Consider the following 21,955-nt stretch of genomic DNA (forward strand, 5'->3'; position numbering starts at 1 on the left):
GCGGAATGGATGAACAGTCGTTAAGGCTACGGACAGAAAAAAACCTGCTGCGGAAGAAACTTCCGCAGCAGGTTGGTGTCACCGCCGTGAGACGGGATCAATGGTGCGTCTTGACTTCATCCAGCAACGTGTTGATTGACGTTGTGTCGTTCGACGCGATGTTGTCAAAGGTCACACTGCCGAGTGTGTGGCTGGCGTTATCCACCACGGTTATCTTCAGATGGTTCGCTCCGTCGTTGCCCACCACCAGGTTGCTTTGGGTGGCGTTCGCCAGCAGGCTGCTGACATCCAGGGTGTCGTGGTTGACATCGAAGTCGGTGATGTGGTCGTTCCCCTTGGTCGCCATGATGGTGTCGTGGCCTGCCCCAGTCGAGAAAATATCGTTGCCCGAGGTGCCGATCATGGCATCGCTGCCGGTGGTTCCGGCAATGACGGTCCCGGCGGTGTGAACGCCGAGCAGCGTCACGTCCAGGCTGTGCGATCCGGTCGGGTCGCCGTCGCCGTCGGTTGCGGAGACCTGGAAGTGCAGGGTCTCGTCGTTGGGGATCAGCCGCTCGGTGTAGGAGAAGCTGTCCAGCTTGCCGGAGCCGGTGCTGACCGTGAACGTAATGGACGTGAAGTCGTGCAGCGGGTCGAAATGCATCTCGCCGTTGCTGCCGAGCGTTGCGGAGCCGGTGTCATGCCCTACGGTGCCGTCGGGGTTGAAGTAGTCCGTGACGTAGGACATGGTCAGGGAACCGGCGGCCTGGACCTTGCCGTAGAGCGAGATGGTGTCGACAGCAATGCCGTTTGCGAAAGTGACGTTGAACTGCTCGCCCACATCCACGTTGCCGTTACCGACGCCAAAGCCCACCGAGGTCGGCTTCAGCTGCTCTGCATTGCCGATCGAACCATTCTGGTTGGTATCGACGGCGTTGAAGGTCGCATCGTTGAGAACGAAACTGTTGGTAGACGCTCCACCGTTCACGTTGAGCAGGCTGATGTTGCCTGAAGCAAAGGTTGCCCGGGCGTTGACCATGTCGAAGGCGTAGGTGCCATCGGTGTTGACGGTCAGGTCGAAGAAGTGAGTGTCGGCCGTATGGTTGGTGCCCGAGTAGGCGGCCGCGGTGACCGAGCCGTCAGCATGGGTGGTGTACTCGTAGCTCAGTTTGCCGCTCAGGGAATCGCCGGCCACGTTGATCGAACCGATCGAATCGGCACCGAAGTTGATGTCGTGGTTGCCGTAGAGCACACCGGCGGTGGAGCTGTTCTCGTTGCCGATGATGGCGTGATCGATCATGGTGAAGGTCGGGTGATCGTCCACGATGGTGATGCCGAGGGAAGAGTTGGCAACGCTGCCGTTCGCATCGGTTACGCTGACGGAGACCTGCTCCACGTAGCTCTCCACGCTGGCAGGCGGGGTCAGCACGTTGTCGTTAAGCGTGAAGCTGTACTGGAGCGTGCCGCCGGTAGCGGTATCGGTGTAGCCGGTGACCGTCATCTGCCCGTAGGTAACGCCGTCGATGGAGATCGGGCCGGTAGAACCGAGGTCGTGCAGGGCGGCGATAGAGATGTCCGTGTTGCCGATGTGGACGCTACTGACGCCATCCAGGGCGGTGATCGAAAGCGATCCGCTCTGGGTCAGGGCAGCCGCGGCAGGGCTTGAGCCGTCCGACAGGTTCGCCTCGTTGACGGAAACGCCGACAGGTGTGAGTGTGACGCCGTGGTCGATGCTTGCAGTGGCAGTTGCGCCGACGCTGGTCGCTTCATAGTTGCCGCCATTGATGGCGGTAACGGTCGCGGTGATGCTCTCATCCGCGGGGTTCGACAGTGCCACGAACAGCGACCCGTTGCCGGAACCGTCAATATTGACGGAGTGGGTCGTGGTCAGCCCGGTGTACTGGTCATAAACGTCAACCGTCGCCGTGGCCGCTCCCTGCGGGGCGTTGTCGAGGTGGATGCTGAAGGTCGCCCCGGCATCATGCTCGCCGATGTTGGTGGTGCTGATGTGTACACCGGTTGTATCGATGGTATCAGCGATGTGAACGGTGGCCGCAGTGTGGTCGACGACGAGGTTCTCGAAGTTGCCGCCGGAAGCGCTGGTGATCGTCACGCTGCTGTTGCTCGGATCGACGTACACGTCATCGCTGTTTGCGAAGGTGTAGTCAACCGTGCCGGTGCTGTGCCCGTCGGCGATGGTGATGGTCTGGCCGTTGTCGAGGTGAACGGTGACGTCGCCATGTGCGGCGCTGGTCAGGGTGGCGGTGTAGGTAACCGTTGCACCCGCCTCGGTGATGGATGCAGGGGTGACTGCCAGGCTCACCGTGGTGTCGTTCACCGTATCAGCGATACTGACCGTGGCGGCGGTGTGGTCGACGACGAGGTTCTCGAAGTTGCCGCCGGAGGCGCTGGAGATCGCCACGCTGCTGCTGCTCGGATCGACATACACGTCATCGATATTGGCGAAGGTGTGGTCCACGGTGCCGGTTGTGTGACCGTCAGCGATGGTGATGGTCTGGCCGTTGTCCAGATGCACCGTTACGTCGCCGTGGGCCGCATTGGTGAGCGTCGCGGTGTAGGTGACGGTGGCGCCCGCTTCGGTGATCGACGCCGGGCTGACACCGAGGCTCACCGTGGTGTCGTTGATGGTATCGGCAATGTGGACCGTAGCCGCGGTGTGATCGACAACAAGGTTCTCGAAGTTCCCGCCGCTGGCGCTGGAGATCGTCACGCTGTTGTCGGAAGGATCGACGTAGACGTCATCGCTGCTCGCGAAGGTGTGGTCCACGGTGCCGGTGGTGTGGCCGTCGGCGATGGTGATGGTCTGGCCATTGTCCAGATGCACCGTCACGTCACCGTGGGCCGCGTTGGTCAGCGTCGCGGTGTAGGTGACGGTTGCGCCCGCCTCGGTGATCGACGCCGGGCTGACGGCCAGGCTCACGGTGGTGTCGTTAATGGTATCGGCGATGTGAACCGTGGCCGGAGTGGCATCCACGACGAGGTTCTCGAAGTTGCCGCCGGAAGCGCTGGAGATCGCCACGCTGCTGTTGCTCGGATCGACGTACACATCATCGGTGTTGGCGAAGGTGTGATCGACGGTGCCGGTGGTATGCCCGTCCGCGATGGTGATCGTCTGCCCGTTGTCCAGGTGGACCGTTACATCGCCGTGAGCCGCGCTGGTCAGGGTGGCAGTGTAGGTCACCGTTGCGCCCGCCTCGGTGATGGATGCCGGGCTGACACCGAGGCTCACCGTGGTGTCGTTCACCGTATCGGCGATGCTGACCGTGGCGGCGGTGTGATCGACGACAAGGTTCTCGAAGTTGCCGCCGGAGGCGCTGGAGATCGCCACGCTGCTGCTGCTCGGATCGACGTACACGTCATCGATATTGGCGAAGGTGTGGTCCACGGTGCCGGTGGTGTGACCGTCGGCGATGGTGATGGTCTGCCCGTTGTCCAGATGCACCGTTACGTCGCCGTGGGCCGCATTGGTGAGCGTCGCCGTGTAGGTGACGGTGGCGCCCGCCTCGGTAATGGATGCCGGGCTGACGCCGAGGCTCACGGTGGTGTCGTTGAAGGTATCGGCAATGTGGACCGTGGCCGCGGTGTGATCGACAACAAGGTTCTCGAAGTTCCCGCCGCTGGCGCTCGAGATCGTCACGCTGTTGTCGGAAGGATCGACGTAGACGTCATCGCTGCTCGCGAAGGTGTGGTCCACGGTGCCGGTGGTGTGGCCGTCGGCGATGGTGATGGTCTGGCCGTTGTCCAGATGCACCGTCACGTCGCCGTGGGCCGCGTTGGTCAGCGTCGCGGTGTAGGTGACCGTTGCGCCCGCCTCGGTGATCGACGCCGGGCTGACTCCCAGGCTCACCGTCGTGTCGTTCACGGTATCGGCGATGCTGACCGTGGCGGCAGTATGGTCTACGACAAGGTTCTCGAAGTTGCCGCCGGAAGCGCTGGAGATCGCCACGCTGCTGCTAGTCGGGTCGACGTAGACGTCGTCCGTATTGGCGAAGGTATGGTCCACGGTGCCGGTGGTGTGGCCGTCGGCGATGGTGATGGTCTGGCCGTTGTCCAGATGCACCGTCACGTCGCCGTGGGCCGCATTGGTGAGCGTCGCGGTGTAGGTGACGGTGGCGCCCGCTTCGGTGATCGACGCCGGGCTGACACCGAGGCTCACCGTGGTGTCGTTGATGGTATCGGCAATGTGGACCGTGGCCGCGGTGTGATCAACAACAAGGTTCTCGAAGTTCCCGCCACTGGCGCTCGAGATCGTCACGCTGTTGTCGGAAGGATCGACGTAGACGTCATCACTGCTCGCGAAGGTGTGGTCCACGGTGCCGGTGGTGTGGCCGTCGGCGATGGTGATGGTCTGGCCATTGTCCAGATGCACCGTCACGTCACCGTGGGCCGCGTTGGTCAGCGTCGCGGTGTAGGTGACGGTGGCGCCCGCCTCGGTGATCGACGCGGGGCTGACACCCAGGCTCACGGTGGTGTCGTTCACCGTATCGGCAATGTGTACCGTCGCCGGATTCGCGTCGACAACGAGGTTCTCGAAGTTGCCGCCGGAAGCGCTGGAGATCGCCACGCTGCTGCTAGTCGGGTCGACGTAGACGTCGTCCGCATTGGCGAAGGTATGGTCCACGGTGCCGGTGGTGTGACCGTCGGCGATCGTGATGGTCTGGCCGTTGTCGAGATGGACGGTCACGTCACCGTGAGCCGCATTGGTAAGCGTCGCGGTGTAGGTCACCGTTGCGCCGGCTTCCGTAATCGACGCAGGGCTGACACCCAGGCTCACCGTGGTGTCATTTACCGTGTCGGCGATGCTGACCGTGGCGGCAGTGTGGTCGACGACCAGGTTCTCGAAGTTGCCGCCGGAAGCGCTGGTAATCGCCACGCTGCTGCTGCTCGGATCGACGTAGACGTCATCCGTATTGGCGAAGGTGTGGTCCACGGTGCCGGTGGTGTGACCGTCGGCGATGGTGATGGTCTGGCCGTTGTCGAGGTGAACGGTCACGTCGCCGTGGGCCGCGTTGGTAAGGGTCGCGGTGTAGGTCACCGTTGCACCGGCTTCCGTAATCGACGCCGGGCTGACTGCCAGGCTGACGGTGGTGTCGTTGAAGGTATCGGCAATGTGGACCGTGGCCGCGGTGTGATCGACAACAAGGTTCTCGAAGTTGCCGCCGGAGGCGTTGGAGATCGCCACGCTGCTGCTAGTCGGGTCGACGTAGACATCGTCCGTGTTGGCGAAGGTATGGTCCACGGTGCCGGTGGTGTGACCGTCAGCGATGGTGATGGTCTGGCCGTTGTCGAGATGGACGGTGACATCGCCGTGAGCCGCGCTGGTCAGGGTCGCGGTGTAGGTGACCGTTGCACCGGCTTCCGTAATCGACGCCGGGCTGACAGCGAGGCTCACGGTGGTGTCGTTAACGGTATCGGCAATCTGGACGGTTACCGAAGTGGAGTCCACTACCAGGTTCTCGAAGTTGCCGCCGGAGGCGCTAGTGATCGATGTAGCGCTGCTGCTCGGATCGACGTACACGTCATCGATATTGGCAAAGGTGTGGTCCACGGTACCGGTGGTGTGACCGTCGGCGATGGTGATGGACTGCCCGTTGTCCAGGTGGACGGTCACGTCGCCGTGGGCCGCATTGGTAAGCGTCGCGGTGTAGGTCACCGTTGCGCCGGCCTCGGTGATCGACGCCGGGCTGACAGCCAGGCTCACCGTGGTGTCATTTACCGTGTCGGCGATGCTGACCGTGGCGGCAGTGTGGTCGACGACCAGGTTCTCGAAGTTGCCGCCGGAAGCGCTGGTAATCGCCACGCTGCTGCTGCTCGGATCGACGTAGACGTCATCCGTATTGGCGAAGGTGTGGTCCACGGTGCCGGTGGTGTGACCGTCGGCGATGGTGATGGTCTGGCCGTTGTCCAGATGCACCGTCACGTCGCCGTGGGCCGCGTTGGTAAGGGTCGCGGTGTAGGTCACCGTTGCACCGGCTTCCGTAATCGACGCCGGGCTGACTGCCAGGCTGACGGTGGTGTCGTTCACGGTATCCGCAATCTGGACGGTTACCGGAGTGGAGTCCACCACCAGGTTCTCGAAGTTGCCGCCGGAGGCGCTAGTGATCGATGTAGAGCTGCTGCTCGGATCGGTATAGACGTCGTCCGTGTTCGCGAAGGTGTGATCGACGGTACCGGTGGTGTGGCCATCGGCGATGGTGATGGTCTGGCCGTTGGCAAGATGGACGGTGACGTCGCCGTGGGCCGCGTTGGTCAGGGTCGCGGTGTAGGTCACCGTTGCGCCGGCCTCGGTGACAGATGCCGGGCTGACCGCGAGGCTTACGGTCGTGTCATTGACAGTATCGGCAATGTGCACGGTTGCAGGGGTGCCATCAACAACGATTTGCTCGAAATTGCCGCCGGAGGCGCTGGTGATCGCTACGCTGCTATTGCTCGGGTCGACGTAGACGTCGTCCGCGTTGGCGAAGGTATGCTCCACCGAACCGGTGGTGTGGCCGTCAGCGATCGTGATCGTCTGACCGTTGTCCAGGTGCACAGTCACGTCGCCGTGGGCAACGTTGGTCAGGGTGGCGGTGTAGGTCACCGTCGCACCCGCCTCCGTTATCGCGACCGGGCTGACCGCGAGGGTTACAGTGGTCGGGGTTGGGATGTCATGAACCTGGGTCACCACCGGAGTCTGGTCGACAACGACAGTTTCGGTCCCGCCCGTTGCGGAGGTGACCGTAGTGGTTACGGTGCCGGCGTCGATGTACGGGTTGTCCGGATGAACGGGGACGTGGACGGTGCCGCTGGTCCCGCCATTGGGGATGATAATGGAGCTTCCATTGGAGAGGGTTACCGTGATGTCACCCTGGGCCGGATGGGTAGTCGTCGCGGTGTAGGTGATATCCCCACCCTCGTTGACATCGGTCGGCGCGGTAACCACGACCGTGTTGGTGGTCGGAACGGTGGGGGGGGCTACGGTCTCGGTGATCACCGAATCAATGGTCCCGGTGCTCCCGAAGGTGACGCCCGTGGTGGTCACACCGGCGGTGGGGAGAACCTCCTCGCCCGTCGGCGCAAGGATAAAGACCGGGTGGGTGCCGCCTGCATCGGCGGGACCACCTGCTGCCGGGGCTTCCAGCTCGATGGGCTGGTCGCCGGTGGCGAGCGCCTGCTGGATCTGCTGGACCTCGGCTGTCGTATCGGTGGTGTCACCGGCGGTCACGGTTCCATAGACGTCGTGGTCGATGGCGACGTTGGTCATCCTGCCCAGATCCAAATGGTTGCCCTGGGCGCCGTCAAACACGATCGAGACACTGCCGTCGCTCTCGGTGACGATGCGATCGTTCGCGAAGATCGGGCTGTTCGGCATGAGCAGACGGATCGCGCCATCCGGGGATATGGCTTTTACCGTTCCGTAGAGAATGACAACCTTGCCGACTACCTGGTTCCCGGCGCCTGCCGCTGCTGCTTGATCGTTCTGTGCCATGACCGTTCTCCGTAATATTTGATAGTGAAGCGTGAAAGGAGCTACTAAATTTGGTTATGGTAAAGATATCTCTGAGGGGAAACCATGTCTATTGTACCTTGGTACTAGACTGACATAGTGATCGAGATTACAGAGATCTCACTTTTGTTCCTGCCATACCTGCCGGTAGCTAAATCAGAGATGATATATTACCTGTGTCCAGGCCAATGCCAAGCATGGGACGAAAAAAAGCCCTCTGCTACTTCAGAGGGCTTTTTTATGATTGGGGGGGAAGGTAAATCCCCCTCGCCGGGGCACGTGCTGCACTTCGGCAGCCGCCAAATCAGAACGGCCGGTCCAGACGGTTTGGTTCCTTGACCAGCTTGGTGAAGTTGGAGTTCTTCTGGATCTCCTCGAGATAGAAGAGCTTCAAAAGGTTGTGCGTCGGATGGTCCGGATTCCTCTGCATCTCTTCACGCATGCTCTGGAACGAGGCGACCAGCTGGGTGTCGGACGGCGCATCGGCAGTCGCCGTGCCGGCAAAGAGCTTGTCGATCGTGGTTATGTAGGCAAGGCTCGCCGTCGCCGTCTCGGGACGCTGCGCGCTCACCCACTTCTTGATGGCCGGAGACTGCTTGATGCGGCTCGCCAGCGGCAGGAAGTAGTCGAGGTACAGGTTGTAGCGCCCGTCCTTCTTGAGCGCCGACGAGGTCTGGCGCACCTCGCGCAGGGAGAGCGGGAACAGCTCGGCCGAGAGGAGCCGGTGCGTGAACCACAGGTTGTAGGCGCCGTTGTCGGTACTGAACTCGCTCACCTTGCGGTAGGCGTAGGAGACCTTGTCGCTCGCCTCGAAGGCACCGAAGTAGGCCGAGTCCGGGATCACGTCGTTGTACCCCCTACCCTGCTGGGCCGTCAGGAAGTTCAGGTAGGAGTTGAGCGCCATCTGCATGGAGGTGGCGTAGCTTTGGATGCTCTGCGAGTCCTGGGTGGTGTTCAGCTTCACCAGGTAGTAGTCGCCGGTCCAAAGGGCGAGCTCCATGATGGCCCGCCAGAGCCGGTGCGCCGACTTCAGGTACAGCTCGCGGCTCTGGTAGCCGGCCCGCTCCCATCCCCCCGCCGAGTATGGCGCGATGTCGTTGAAGATCGCCATCGACTTCAGGAGCGCGGTGCGCCCCTCCTGGTCCGGCAACGTGGCGAAGAACTTGTAGGACGCGGAGTTCTCGTTGTCGGCCAGGCGCGGGATGGCGAAGCTGGTCATGTCCAGGTAGTCCACCGCCGCCGTGACCACGCCGCTCGACCTCGGCCCCGCTGCCCACTTGAAGCAGAGGTCGTTGTAGGTCCGCGCCCGCTCGTAGGTCTTTTGCACCGCCTCGGTCATACCCTCGGCGTCGAGCTTGGCGCTCGCCACCTGCTGCAGGCGCTTGGACTCGATGGCCGCAACGGTGAAGTTCAACCGGTAGCAGTCCGAGTCGGGCGCGTTCAGCCCGTCCACGATGCGCTGCACCAATGTCTTCGTGTACTTCCCTTCGCTGTCCTTCTCCCCGAGGTTCCTGTCGTTCATCATCACGAACAGGGGGCCCAGCGCATTCAGGCCGTCGAGCTTCCTCGCGATGATGGCCCGGTTCACCACCAGGTTGATGAGGTTACGGTAGTAGAAGGGGGTGTTGGTGGGGACTGAGCCGCTGGTCGCACCGGTGGCGATCTCGTTCTTCTCGATGTACAGGATCGACCCGTTCCAGATGCCGTAGACCTGGGCGACGAAATCGTCCGCGTCATCGCGCTCCAACGCCTGCAGCGCCTTCACCATCCCGGACCAGTAGGCGACCTCGGGCATGGAGGCCTTCCCCTTCAGGCTCTCAATGGTCTTGGCCGCGGCGGCCAGGCTCTCCTGGTTGTCGCTTTGCAGGTAGTCGACGGTCTGGGCGATGGCGAGCCTTAAATAGTCGCGGTCGCGAAAGAGCTGCGGCTGCTCCCCCTTCTGCCCGGACATGAGCTTGCCGTTCCAGGTGGCGATGTAGGACGTGAGCGTCTCGCCGATCTCCTGGTCGCGCTTCTCGCGCCATTCCTTGATCTCGTTCTTGTCCCAGTAGGTGAGCTCGTAGGCCACGTCGAGGTAGGGCCCCCACTCCTTGATCTGGGGGAGGGCCGGGGCCGGGACGGCAGCCGTCTTGTGCTCCTTCCTGGCCGGTACGGCGTGCCCCTTTTTCTTGGAGGCGCCCCAGGAGGGGGCGGCCCCCATCAGGAGGCAGAGGACGCATAAGAAGATGAAACAGAGGATCCGTTTGACGTCAGTTTTTTTTAAGGCAGTCGTAAGCATATTCCAACTCCTCGCATCGCTGGGATGGCTCTCGTCCCCTGGAAGGGAAGATGATGAGGTTGAAGGACGATACGCGTTTGGTCCCCTTGAACTGGAACTCACCTTTGTCACTGCTGCAGCTCGAGCGCGACCCCACCACGCTCAATACCGCCTTGATCGATTCCTCCTGCTGCAGGGCGCTGTCGCAGATCTTGAGGCTCATCAGCGACACCCCGCGCGCCAGCGCGACCTCCGAACCGTTCGCGCCGCTCCCTGCCGGGCTCTTGCTCCGCTGCCGCGCCGCCTGGACCGGCCCTCCCTTGGGCTCCTCGATGGACACCTGCGGCGCGCTCCTCACCGCCGCGACCCGCAGGGGTGGCGCGCTCCCCCCCACCTCGACGGCGCGGGCCGGACGCTGCGGCAAGTAAATCGGTTCGTCGGCCGCGGGAACTGCGTTAGGCCCGCCCCGCACCCGGTAGATGTAGGTGCTCTTGGGCGAGGGGCGCCCCCCCACCTCGACGCTCCCCGCCTCCTTCCTGAGCCTCGCGGCCGGCAGACGCTCCGGAGGCGCGCCGCCAAGAGCGTCGAAAGGTTCCGTCCCCTTGCGCTCCCGGGCGACCGCCGGGTAGAGGGTCACCTCGGAGCCACTCTGGTAGCCTGAAGCGCGGGCGATTGCCGGGCGCTGCAGCTCCGCGGGGTAATCCACCTCGTGCCTGAGCGGCGCGTTCCTGGGCTGTCCGGCATGCTCACGCCCCCCCGGCTCGGGAGGGCGGTACTGCGGCGGCTTCAGGTCCAGGGCGTACATGGTGCGCGGGTTTTGCCGTGCCGGCACCGGCTTCTCGACGGGAGGCAGCGTCCTTGGGTGCGCCGGGGGGGCCTTCAAATCCAGCCGGCTCACGTCCATGATGGTGCGTTTGGAGACCGGAGCCCCGGGCATCTGGAAGCGGCTCACGCAAAGCGCCACAAGGACCAAGGCCGCCACCACCGACCCTCTCAGCCACAGGGGGACCGGGGGGCGCATCTCGTGCTCGGCGCAGACCAGGATGTGCCTAAGGCGCGTGCCCCCGTGGCCGCAGGCGTTCTGGACGCGCAGGGTCATGGCTTGTCCCCTCCGGTGCGCGAGGTGCGCACGACCGCCAGTCCGTTGGAGCTCCAGTACCTGCTCACCACCGCCGCCGCGGAGAGAAGGTCGCTGCTGTAGGATTCGGGAAGCGGCACCACGACCGGGCGCGGCTGCTCCCGGTTCCCCTGCAGGTGCTTCAGCGCCGAGCAGAGCTCGTCGTAGGAGAGGGGGTCGGTGCGCGCCGCCTCCTTGCCGCGCAGGATGTGCGCCAGCCGGTACGGTTTCGCGCTGTGCTTCTCCACCAGGAGCTGGTGGTAGTCGGGGTTGGACTGCATCGCCACCAACTCGGGGCTCTTCGCCACCACCGGCGCCGGGAGCTGCATCTCAGCCACCTGGCTGCTCGAGGTGTCCATCCGGGACATCTGGGTGAAGACCAGGAGGAGCAAAAAGGCGACGTCGGTAAACGAGATGAGCCACTGGTTCCGGGATGTTCCCACCGTGCGCATGGTCCACCTCCTAGATCTTCACCTGCAGGCCGCGGTTGATGGAACGCTTGGCCATCACGTCCAGGCAGACGCAGATCGCCTGCAGCAGCACGTAGTACATGAGGGCGAAGTAGGTCGACCAGAGCTTCGCCCCGATGGCGCCGTTGTTGATGGCGCTCCCTGGGTCCCCGGTGTAGAGAAAGATCACGATCATCCCGGCCACGGTCCCCCACAGGCCGATGGGTGGGAGCAGGTTCGCGCACATGTAGATGCGGTTCACGAAGGTGCCGTTGAAGTTGTTCTGCGCCACTTCGCGGGTGGCGTCGTACAGAAACTCCTTGGGTGCCGCAGCTCCAGTCGCGTTGTCGCTTTGGCTGGTGGCCCAGAGCATCTTCGCCACGCTTTCGGCGAGGGTGTCCGTAGGCGAGGCGTGCTGGTCCTTGATGCTGTCCAGGTGCTTTTGGTCCAGCGCCTTCGCGTGCAAAAAGGCACGCGCCGCCAGCACCATCGCGATGATGAATATGCTGGAGGTCAGGGTGAGCGAGATTCTCAGCGACCAGATGTTGAAACTGTTGGGGTTGATGGTGATCAGGCCCAGAATGTCCATGACGGCGGCTCCTTAGCGGTTATTTCTTGGCGATGCGCGCCAGGTCGCTGTCCAGCTGGCGGATGGCCTCGTCCAGCGTGGTGGTCTTCCCCTGGATCTGCACCGACATCTTCTGGTAGGGAGCGTAGAGCCTCTTCATCTCGGCGAGGACGCTGCCGGCATCATCACGGTAGTTGAGCACGATCAGAAGCCGCGTCTTCACCAGCGCGATCTCCGCCGAGAGCTGGGTCATCTCGTTGTTGGAGCCGTCCACCGCCTGGGTCACCAGGTAGTCGGCGTGCCTCCTCAGGTAGTCGTCGAGGGGTGCCTGGAGCTGGGCCGCCGTCTTGGTCTCGCCGCTGGCGATGAAGTGCTCGGCGAAGTTGAGCATGACCAGGAGGTCCTTCTTCACCGTCTGCAGCCTCAGCTCAAGCCCGAGGTCGTTCGCCTGCTCGGTGGGCGCGTCCTGCGGCGCAGCGGCGGGGGGCTGCGCATCGGCGCCAAGCACCGGCGCGGCAAGTAGAGACACCAATCCCGTCACTACGACAGCCAGTTTCCATCGCAATGCAATACCGTGGTCCATGTCAGACTCCTCCTTACGGATGAGCTACTCAGAGCATCGTATCGTGGGCCTCCGGGAGGCAGCGCCTGCGCTGCCGGTCAGGGGCCTATGTGGTGACTGCTTCTCGGTTTGATATTGATCCTCAACCCGGTGTCGGTCTTGAAGCTGCGGTAGGGGATGATTTCCTCCCGGCCGGCGTCGAGGGTAATCTGGAGATGGTCGGGGAACTCTCTGAAACGAACGGTGGTGAGGTCGAATTTTTCCACCGGCGCCTTGGGGAGGCCTATGCCGTTCACCGCACCGTAGAGGTCGATGACCAGGCTGAAGGGCTCCACCATGGTGATCAGGTTGAATTCGTTCACCTTGCCGCTCGTGTACAGACTGAGGCCGTCCTTGTCGATGGTGATGCCGGTCAGGGCGATCCTGCCATCGGGCACGGGGGTGGGCGTGGTCGCCTTGAGCTCGAAGGGCGCTTCATCGGGAGCGACGGGTTCGGGCTCCTGCTTTCTGAGCGCGGAGGCGACGGATGCTGCTTCGGAAACGGCAGCCAGGGGGAGTGCGGCCGGCGCGGCGGCGATGGAGGGAAGCGCGGTCGGCGCTGAAGTGGCGGGGGTATCGGGAGTAGGCAGGGCTGCCTGTTTGCTTAGTTGTGCGGGGGGAAGCTCGGGCGGCTCTTTCGCCGCCTTGAGTTCCGGGGCCGGCTGCGCTCCCTCGACAAGCGGAACCGCCTGCGGGGGGAGCTGCGCCGCGGGGAGCGCTGGAGCGACCCTCGCCGTCACCTGCCCGGGTTCAGGAGGCTGGTCCGGGTAGGCCGCAGGGGCTCTTGGATGCGTTTGGCCGCGGGAAGCGGAGGGGGCACGGCCCCCTCCTTCAGTTCGGGTGCTGCCGCGTTGGGGAAGTACCTTGCGGTTTCTTCCCCCTTTCTTTGTGCTGCGGGGAGGAGGGCCGATCCGGATGCGGTCACACCCGGATCAGCGGCCTGCGGGAAAAAGCGTGCTTCGGGTTCGCCCTGGCGTTGCGCAGGAGGAACGTCACCGTTGGCGACGTTACCTTGCGCTGGCACCAGGGCTACCGGCTTTTTTCCAAGGGCGCTCCCTTTCTTTACCGCGGCTGCTTTGCCCGCGGCCTTTGGGGTCGGGCCCGACTGGGCTGCCGGCGCCTGTTGCACACCGTTCTTCTCGCATACGAGGTTCGCCTCGATGCGCCTGTTCTTCGCGCGCCCCACGGCGGTCTTGTTGGTCGCCACCGGGCGGGACTTGCCGTACCCCTTCGCGGTCAGCCGCTTGGGATCGATGTTGAAGTTCTTGACGATGTAGTCGCGCACCGACTGGGCGCGCCGTTCGGAGAGCCTCTGGTTGTAAGGGACGCTGGCGGTGCCGTCGGTGTGACCGGAGATCTCGCCGTGGGCCTCGGGGAACTCGTTCAGGAAGTCGCCCACCGTCTTCAACTCGGCGTGGTACTGCGGCTTCACGTTCCACTTGTCGGTGTCGAAGTTGATCATCAGCACCGCAGGCTGGTTGCAGAAGCGTTTCTCCGCCTGGGTCGGCTGGACCACCATGACTGCCGCGTTGGCGGAGGCGGTGCCCCCTTTGCCCTTGCAGGTCACGGTGTAGATGGTGTCGGCCGCGGGGGTCACGATGGTGGAACCGTTGGCGGCTACGTCGCCGACGTCGGGACGCATCTCGCAGTTGTCGGCCCGCTTGCTCTGCCAGGTCAGCACCGACTTCTCCCCCTTCTTGATGGAGGCGGGAGCGGCGGCCAGGGAGACCTCGGGAGCGGCCACCGGTACCGGCACCACAGGAGGCGGTACGGTCAGGTTCAAGGTCGGCTGTGCCGCGGGGAGCGGCCGCGCCACCGGCTCGGGCGGAGGCGGCGGGGCCGGGAGCTTCGCGACCGGCGGGGTCACGCCGAAGGGGATGTAGATCCCGGTGGTGTACTCGATGGCGTACCTGTCGATCTTGTTGTCGAGGAAGATCCCCCGCACGTCGCCGCGCCAGGCCATGTCCTCGGTGACGAAGTACTTGAAGCCGGCGCCGAGGTCGAAGGCCCCCTTGGTCTGCGACTTAAGCTGCGTCCCGGCGTAGCCCGCGGCCACGTTGGGGACGAACTTCTCGTCGGGGCGGAAGTTCCACAGCAGGTCGGCCCCGTAGCGCAGGAAGTCGGTGTTGTTGTCGGTCAGCGTCGAGCGGGTCTTCGAGTAGTCGAAGAGCGCCTCCGCCTCGAGGTTGCGGGTGAAGTTGTAGCCCGCGCGCAGGCCGAACACCGGCGCGGTTTCCAGGTGCTGCTCCCCGTCAAAGGAGACTCCGCCGACCACCGGGGAGATCGAGAAGGTCCCCACCCTGTTGCTCGCCGGGCTCCCCCCCTGCGGCGCGTCGGCTGCTGCCGACGGACCGGGACGGGAGGCGAGGAGCAACGCCATTGCCATCATCATCAATGCATGTCGTTTCAAATCAATCTTCTCCGTTTCAGTTGTATTAGATTGCATTAAAGTTGCACTTTAATCTCACAGGCTTGCCAAACGGTACTACTAAGCTACTATTAAAACCCGCCGTGTCAAATGGCATATGATTCTTTATGCTTGACTCACGGCCCGCCATATATTAAACACAAAAAATAATATTTGCAAATTTATTATGAGCACATAATATGTGTGTCGACATTAGCAACTACTCGGTATATAATGAGTCAAGAGTGCAAATATTAGTAAAATTTAATTTGCAAATACCCATATGACATCACAGGAAGGTATGCTATGCCACGAACCAGGAAATTAGTGACAGTATTGGCATTGGGGATGTTCGCGTCGGCAGCGGGCGCCGCCCAGGCGGAGACGCTCCAGGACGCTGTGCAGTACATGCTTCGCTCCAACCCCGAGGTGCGGGCGAACTACTACAACAAGGTGGCACGCGAGAAGGAAGTGCGCCAGGCCAAGGCCGGCTACCTCCCCACCATGGACCTCTCGCTGGCAGCCGGGGTGACCCGCCAGCACGAGCCGACCTTCGGCACCGTCTACCCAAACGCCGCGACCATCAGCGTGCGCCAGAACGTGTTCCGCTTCTTCGGGACCCAAAGCGAGGTCGAGCGCCAGGAGGCCCGAGCCCGGGCCCAGCAGTACCAGTTGGGGAACTCCGCTGAGAACAACGCCCTTTTGGCCTCCAAGGTCTACCTCAACGTCTTGAAGAGTGAAAAGCTCCTGGCCCTGGCCCAGGAGAACCTGACCAACCACCTGCGCATCCACGACCAGGTGAAGTTGAGAAGCGAGTCCGGGGTCGACCGCCGGGCCGACTTCGAGCAGGTCAAGGGGCGTGTGGCGCTGGCGGAGAGCAACCTCGCCGCCGCCCAGGCCAACCTCTCCGACAGCCTCGCCGACTACCAGGCGGTGATCGGCTACCTTCCCGGCGAGCTCACCGAGCCCCAGTCGGTCGGGCCGCGTCTCCCCAGGAGCAAGGAAGAGGCGGAGGAACTGGCGGTTGGCGGGAACCAGGCGCTCAAGTCAGCCCGGGAAGGGGTTCAGGAGAGAACGGCGCAGCACGAGGCCGCGAAGAGCCTGCTCTACCCGAGCCTCGACGTGGCACTCGACTACCGCTGGCTCAAGGACTACAACGACTTCCCCGGGAACCGCGAGGAGTTCCTGGGGACCGCCACCCTCACCTTCAACATCCTGAACGGCGGCTGGAACAAGGCGCGCCTGGGGCAGACCCAGAGCGAGGTGTACGAGGCTGAGGAAATCCTCGAGAACACCAAGCGCCAGACGGTGCAGTCGATCCGGCTCTCCTGGGAAGCCAACCGTTCCGCCCAGGAGCGGATCAAGTACCTCGACGACTACGTCAAGGCCGCCGCCCAGACCGCCGACGCCTTCGCCGCCCAGTGGTCCATCGGCAGGAGGACCATGTTCGACCTGCTGGACACCCAGGCCGAGCTGATCAACGCCAAGGCGAGCCTGGTGAACGCGCAGTACGACCAGCGCTACGCCGAGTACCGGCTCCTAAACGGCATGTCGCGCCTGTTGCCGACCCTCGGCCTGCAGGCTCCCGACCAGACCGGCAGGGTCACCACGGCGGCAGGAACGCCGTAGACTATCCCGAGAGAGCACTGTATTATAGAGCCCCGGATCGCCGCTACCTTTAAGGACGGTCCGGGCTTTTTTTTAGAGAAAGAGCACCTTGGCCGGGATAACCGTGGGCATCTACCTGAAACGACTGACATCGCTGTCCTTGACCGCCCTCATGGCGGCGCTTTTGCTTGCCGGCACCGTCCTCCCCGCCGGCAACTTCAGCGTCGACCGCTCCATCCTGCAACAGGCCGAGAAGAAGTACGGCGGGCAGGCCCTGCGCCGCCTGACCGCCTGGGAGGAGCTGATCGCGCGGGACAGGAGCCGGTCCGACCGGGACAAGCTCGACAAGGTGAACCGCTTCTTCAACGAGAGGATCCGTTTCGCCAGCGACTGGGACGTCTGGGGGGTAGAGGACTACTGGGCGACCCCGATCGAATTCCTGGCCAAGGGGGCCGGGGACTGCGAGGACTTCGCCATCGCCAAGTACTTCACCCTAAAGGCGATGGGTGTGGAAGACGAAAAGCTCCGCATCACCTACGTCAAGGCGCTGCGCTACAACATCCACCACATGGTGCTCACCTACTACAGCACGCCCGAGGCCGAGCCGCTCGTGCTCGACAACCTGGTCGATTCCATAGACCACGCCTCCAAGCGCAACGACCTGATGCCGATCTTGAGCTTCAACGGCTCCGGGCTGTGGCTCGCCAAGCAAAGGGGGATGGGCAAGCCCGCCGGCAAGTCGAGCCGGCTGAGGCTTTGGCAGGACCTTCTTCAAAAGATGTCCGAGAACAGACTGTAACGGACAAAGGGTAACCCTATGACACTGTATCGACAGCTCATCATTTTCACCGTCGTGCTCTTCCTGCTGCTGTTCACCGGCACCTGGTACGCGAAGCTCGCCAACACGCGGACCTTCCTCACCAACCAGCTGGAGTCCCACGTGCAGGACACCGCCACATCGCTGGCCCTCTCCATCTCACCCCACGTGGCCCAGAAGGACCTTACCCTGGTGGAGGGGATGATCAGCGCACTGTTCGACCGGGGCTACTACCAGAAGATCACCTACGCCGACCCGCGCGGCAAGGTGCTCATCGAGCGGACGCTCCCGGTCCGGGTCGAGGACGTGCCGCAGTGGTTCGTGGCGCTGGTCCCTCTGAAGACCCCGGAGGCGGCCTCGGACGTGATGGCAGGGTGGAACCAGGGTGGGACCATCCTGGTCAAGAGCCACCCCGGCTACGCCTACGCAACGCTCTGGAGCGAGGTGATCAGCATGACCATCTGGTTCGCCGCCTGCGCGGCCTTCCTGCTCCTGGCGGCGGGGATCGGGCTCAGGATCCTGTTGAAGCCCCTGGCCGCCGTCGAGCGCCAGGCGGACGCCCTGTGCCGCAAGGAGTACCAGTTGCAGGAGTCGCTGCCGCGCACCCGCGAATTCAAGAGCGTGGTGGAGGCGATGAACCGGATGACGGTGAAGGTGAAGGAGATGTTCGAGGAGCAAGCGGCGCGGGCCGAGGGGCTCCAGGAAAGGGCCTACCAGGACCCGGTCACCCTCTTGGGGAACCGGCGCCTGTTCGAGAGCCAGGTGAACGCCGACCTCGGTAGTCAGGACCAAAACGGCTGCGGGCTGCTCCTCTTGTTGAGGATCCACGGACTGGAGGCGCTGAACCAGAAAAGGGGGCTGCAGGCGGGCGACGACCTGCTGAAGCGGGTGGCCGCGCTCCTGAAGAATTCGGTGAAGGCCTACGCCGACACCGCGCTTTCCCGCCTCACCGGCGGCGACTTCGGCATCTTCCTCCCCGACGCCTCCCCTTCCGAGGGGGGGATCATCGCCACCGAGATCGCGGCGCAGCTCGGCCGGATCGCCATGGAGAAGATCACCCTTTCCGACAACATAGGCCACCTCGGCATCGCCACCTACCAGGGAAGCACCACGCTCACGAGGCTTCTGGCCGAGGCGGACCTGGCGCTCTCCGCGGCGCTGCAAAAGGGGGCCAACAGCTGGGAACTGCGTGCGGTGACCGGGGATTCGGACGCGCTGCCGCAGGGGCAGCAGCACTGGAAGGACGCCCTGGTGCGGGCGCTCGAGGAGAGGCGCATAAGGCTCGACGCGCAGGGGGTGATCGAGAACGGGCCGGGTCGCAAACTGCTCCAGCTGGAGCTCTTCGCGCGCATCATGCAGGAGGACGGCAAGCCGCTGGACGCCGCCCTGTTCATGCCGGTCGCGGAGCGGCTGAAGCTCGTGTCCGCCATCGACCGCATGGTGATCGAGGAGGCCTTGAAGGCCGACTACCGCCGCCTCGGGGTGGACCGGATCGCCATCAACCTGTCCCCTACCTCCCTGGAGGACGATGCGTTCCGGAACTGGCTCTACGCCTTCTTAAAGGCCCTCCCCCCCTCCGCACCCCACGTGAGCTTCGAGTTCTCCGAGTTCGCCGCGGTGCAGCACCTGCAGAACATCAGGGAGTTCGGCGCCGCCGTACGGGCCTGCGGCCACGGCATCGGTCTCGACCATTACGGCCGCAGCTTCTCGAAGCTTGGCTACCTGCAGTCACTGCACCCGGAATACGTGAAGATCGACCGGGCCTACACCGGCGAGCTTTCCGGCGGGGAGACCGACAGCAGGTTCTACGTCGCCTCGCTCTGCAGCGTGGCGCACAGCATCGACATCAAGGTGGTGGCGGAAGGGGTGGAAAGCGAAGAGCAGGCGGCCATCCTCAAGGAGCTGAACCTTGACGCCATGCAGGGGTACTTCTTCGGCAGGCCGACGCCTTTGGCCTCCTACCCCGCCGTCAGATGATGTCGTGCACCAAGAGGTCGGTGGAGGAGATCTTCTCGCGCAGGCTCTGGCGTGCCTTGATCCTCTGCTGCGCCTGTTCGGGGAGTTCGGTGAAGTTGATCACGTTCTTTCTGACCAGGAGGTCGACCAGGTCCTCGATGACGCGCACGGTGGCCGCGTCGGAGAAGGCCAGCGCCTCCCCCCAGGCCCCGGCTTCGTTCAGGAAGGCGATCACCTCCTCGTCCATCGGGGATTTCTGTTCGGTGGCCGATGCGGCGGGACTTTTGTGCAGGGCGACGATCTTGCCCTCGCCGTCTCTTTCTACATAAAACATGGAGTATCCTTTCTTTGAACGGGTGGCTGACGGTGTTTCTAAAAGAGGTACTGACACGGGAAGACAGCCGCAAGTATAACGCAAAACGTTTACCAATGTGAAAGGTATTATGCTAGTATGTTTCCCGTTCATTTGAGCGGCCCCTTTACAGCTAAAGAGGATCGGACGTGCCAGAGACTGAAAACCTTACCCAAGAAACAGAGTGGAATGTCGGCGAGGACAGCGATCGCCACGACGACCCCCTTCTCGACTCGCTCCTTTTGGTGGCCAAGCTGCACGGGCTGCCGGCATCGCGGACGGGGCTGACCGCCGGGCTCCCCCTGGTGCAAAACCGCGTGACGGTCGAGCTGTTTCCCCGCTGCGCCGAGCGCGCCGGGCTCTCCTCCCGCCTGGTGAAGCGCCCCCTTGAGCGGATCTCCCAGCTGCAGCTCCCCGCCATCCTGCTTTTGCACAACCGGCAGGCGTGCGCGGTGGTCGAGCGGCTCCCGGAGTCGGACAGCTTCAAGATCCTGCTCCCGGAGGCGGGGACCGGCGAGAAGACGTTGACCCGCGCCGAACTGGAGAAGCTCTACACCGGCTTCGCCGTCTTCGTCCGCCCCAGGTACCGCATCGGCAAGTCGACCAGCGTGACCCGCGAGGACGGGAAGGGAAACTGGTTCTGGGGGGCGATCACCTCATCCTGGCGCATCTACCGCGACGTCCTGATCGCCTCCTTCCTGATCAACGTCTTCGCCCTGGTCAGCACCTTCTACATCCTGAACGTCTACGACCGGGTCATTCCGAACAGCGCCTACGAGACCCTCTGGGTCCTCTCCATCGGCGTCACCGTGGTGTACCTGTTCAGCGTCCTGATGCAGGGGCTGCGCGGCTACTTCGTCGACGAGGCGGGCAAGAAAGCCAACCTGAAGATCTCCTCGCTGCTGTTGCAGCGGGTGCTGAACCTCCGCCTGGAGGCGCGCCCGCAGTCGATCGGCTCCTTCTCCAACAACCTGAGGGAATTCGAGACCATCCTCGACTTCATCACCTCCTTCTCCATCACCGCCGTCATCGACCTCCCGTTCGTCATCCTGGGTCTGGTGGTGATCTGGTACATCGGCGGTGGCGCCATCCTGACCATCTTCCTGGTGAGCATCGCTCTCATGCTGCTCTACTCCGCCTGCATCCAGGCGCCGCTGCGCCGGGCCGTGGAGAACACGTTCGCCGCATCGAGCCAGAAGAACGCCATCCTGGTCGAGGGGCTCGCCGGGCTGGAGACGGTGAAGATGCTCGGTGCGGAGAGCCACGTGCAGCGGAGCTGGGAGGACGCCGTCAGCTACATCTCCACCTGGAGCGCGCGCTCCCGCTTCCTCTCCTCCTCGGTGAGCAACGTCTCCTACCTGGTACAGAACCTCGCCGTGGTCGCCCTGGTCATCGCCGGGGTCTACGCCATCGCCCTGCGCGAACTGACCCAGGGGGGGCTGGTGGCGCTGGTGATCCTGTCCCGGCAGGTGGTGGCGCCGGTGGCCCAGGTGGCCAACCTCGCCACCCGCTACCACCGGGCCAAGGAGGCCTACCGGGCCCTGGACGACATCATGAAGCTCCCGGTGGAGCGCCCCGCCGGCAAGACCTTCCTGCACCGCCCCCGCTTCAAGGGGGGGATCGGGGTGAAGGCGCTCTTCTTCGCCTATCCCGGACAGACGGTCAACGCGCTGAACAACATCTCCCTGCAGATCGCCCCGGGCGAAAAGGTCGGCGTCATCGGCCCCATCGGCTCCGGCAAGACCACGCTCGGGAAGCTCCTTTTGGGCCTCTTCGAGCCGGCCAGCGGCATGGTCACCATGGACGACACGGATCTCCGGCAGATCGACCCGGCAGAGCTGCGGCACTACGTGGGGTACGTCCCGCAGGACATCTCGCTGTTCAAGGGGACGGTGCGCGAGAACCTGACCCTGGGGGCTGCCGACATCGACGACCACGCCATCATGCGCGCGGCGGAGCTTGCCGGCGTCGGGGAGTTCGTCAAGAAGCACCCCATGGGCTTCGACATGGAGGTCGGCGAGTTCGGCCGCGGGCTCTCCGGCGGACAGCGCCAGTGCGTGGCCATCGCACGGGCGCTTCTGCTCGACCCGCCGGTGCTGGTCTTCGACGAACCGACCAGCAACATGGACAGCCGCGCCGAGTTGAAGCTCAAGAACAACCTGGCGGCCGGCGCCCAGGAAAAGACCATGGTCCTGATCACGCACCGCGCCTCGCTCCTGGAACTCGTGGACCGCATCATCGTGATCGACAACGGCGCCGTGATCGCCGACGGACCCAAGGCGACGGTCCTCGAAGCGCTGCAGCGCGGGCACCTGAACATCTAGCGGAGAATACGAC

Annotated in this window: 13 protein-coding genes; 4 read left to right on the forward strand and 9 right to left on the reverse strand. The window is 63.7% G+C overall.

Features of this window, described 5'->3' with window-relative positions; genetic code table 11:
- Positions 1-97: 97 nt before the first annotated feature.
- The 8 genes from KOM00_RS13760 to KOM00_RS13795 form a co-directional block, all read right to left on the reverse strand.
- Positions 98-7,468, reverse strand: coding sequence for a retention module-containing protein (locus KOM00_RS13760; protein WP_216499508.1), 7,371 nt, complete (start codon positions 7,466-7,468; stop codon positions 98-100).
- Between the two features lie 322 nt (positions 7,469-7,790).
- Positions 7,791-9,764: a hypothetical protein gene (locus KOM00_RS13765; RefSeq protein WP_216499509.1), complete on the reverse strand. Its 1,974-nt coding sequence runs from the start codon at positions 9,762-9,764 to the stop codon at positions 7,791-7,793.
- Positions 9,736-10,842, reverse strand: coding sequence for a hypothetical protein (locus KOM00_RS13770; RefSeq protein ID WP_216499510.1), 1,107 nt, complete (start codon positions 10,840-10,842; stop codon positions 9,736-9,738). The genes KOM00_RS13765 and KOM00_RS13770 overlap by 29 nt, the downstream gene beginning before the upstream one ends.
- Entirely contained in the window at positions 10,839-11,312 is a 474-nt protein-coding gene (locus KOM00_RS13775) for a hypothetical protein (protein WP_216499511.1), read from the reverse strand. Before KOM00_RS13775 ends, KOM00_RS13770 begins: the two co-directional genes overlap by 4 nt.
- Before the next feature lie 10 nt (positions 11,313-11,322).
- Positions 11,323-11,898, reverse strand: a complete 576-nt coding sequence (locus tag KOM00_RS13780; protein ID WP_216499512.1) for a hypothetical protein — start codon at positions 11,896-11,898, stop codon at positions 11,323-11,325.
- 19 nt (positions 11,899-11,917) lie between these two features.
- A complete protein-coding gene (locus KOM00_RS13785) occupies positions 11,918-12,460 on the reverse strand; it encodes a hypothetical protein (protein ID WP_216499513.1) in 543 nt (180 codons plus the stop codon).
- Positions 12,461-12,537: 77 nt separating this feature from the next.
- Positions 12,538-13,218, reverse strand: coding sequence for a hypothetical protein (locus KOM00_RS13790; RefSeq protein WP_216499514.1), 681 nt, complete (start codon positions 13,216-13,218; stop codon positions 12,538-12,540).
- Entirely contained in the window at positions 13,215-14,888 is a 1,674-nt protein-coding gene (locus KOM00_RS13795; RefSeq protein WP_216499515.1) for an OmpA family protein, read from the reverse strand. The genes KOM00_RS13790 and KOM00_RS13795 overlap by 4 nt, the downstream gene beginning before the upstream one ends.
- 324 nt (positions 14,889-15,212) lie before the next feature.
- Here KOM00_RS13795 and KOM00_RS13800 point away from each other — a divergent pair, with 324 nt between their 5' ends.
- The 3 genes from KOM00_RS13800 to KOM00_RS13810 all read left to right on the forward strand — a co-directional run bounded on the left by KOM00_RS13800 (position 15,213) and on the right by KOM00_RS13810 (position 19,287).
- Positions 15,213-16,514, forward strand: a complete 1,302-nt coding sequence (locus tag KOM00_RS13800; RefSeq protein WP_216499516.1) for a TolC family outer membrane protein — start codon at positions 15,213-15,215, stop codon at positions 16,512-16,514.
- Between the two features lie 88 nt (positions 16,515-16,602).
- Positions 16,603-17,292 carry a transglutaminase-like cysteine peptidase gene (locus KOM00_RS13805; protein ID WP_236026952.1) on the forward strand — a complete coding sequence of 230 codons (690 nt, stop codon included), beginning with the start codon at positions 16,603-16,605 and terminating at the stop codon, positions 17,290-17,292.
- A gap of 18 nt (positions 17,293-17,310) precedes the next feature.
- Positions 17,311-19,287 (forward strand): bifunctional diguanylate cyclase/phosphodiesterase, encoded by a 1,977-nt coding sequence (locus tag KOM00_RS13810; RefSeq protein ID WP_216499517.1) that lies wholly within the window; start codon positions 17,311-17,313, stop codon positions 19,285-19,287.
- On the opposite strand, the gene KOM00_RS13815 is transcribed toward KOM00_RS13810, so the two are convergent.
- The gene (locus KOM00_RS13815; RefSeq protein WP_216499518.1) at positions 19,280-19,600 is read right to left on the reverse strand and encodes a hypothetical protein; all 321 of its coding nucleotides are present in this window, start codon (positions 19,598-19,600) and stop codon (positions 19,280-19,282) included. The genes KOM00_RS13810 and KOM00_RS13815 overlap by 8 nt on opposite strands.
- Before the next feature lie 167 nt (positions 19,601-19,767).
- Between KOM00_RS13815 and KOM00_RS13820 the strand changes: the two genes are divergently transcribed.
- The gene (locus KOM00_RS13820; protein WP_216499519.1) at positions 19,768-21,942 is read left to right on the forward strand and encodes a type I secretion system permease/ATPase; all 2,175 of its coding nucleotides are present in this window, start codon (positions 19,768-19,770) and stop codon (positions 21,940-21,942) included.
- The last annotated feature ends 13 nt before the right edge of the window (positions 21,943-21,955 follow it).

The sequence above is a fragment of the Geomonas diazotrophica genome (genome assembly GCF_018919385.1).
Lineage (GTDB): Bacteria > Desulfobacterota > Desulfuromonadia > Geobacterales > Geobacteraceae > Geomonas > Geomonas diazotrophica.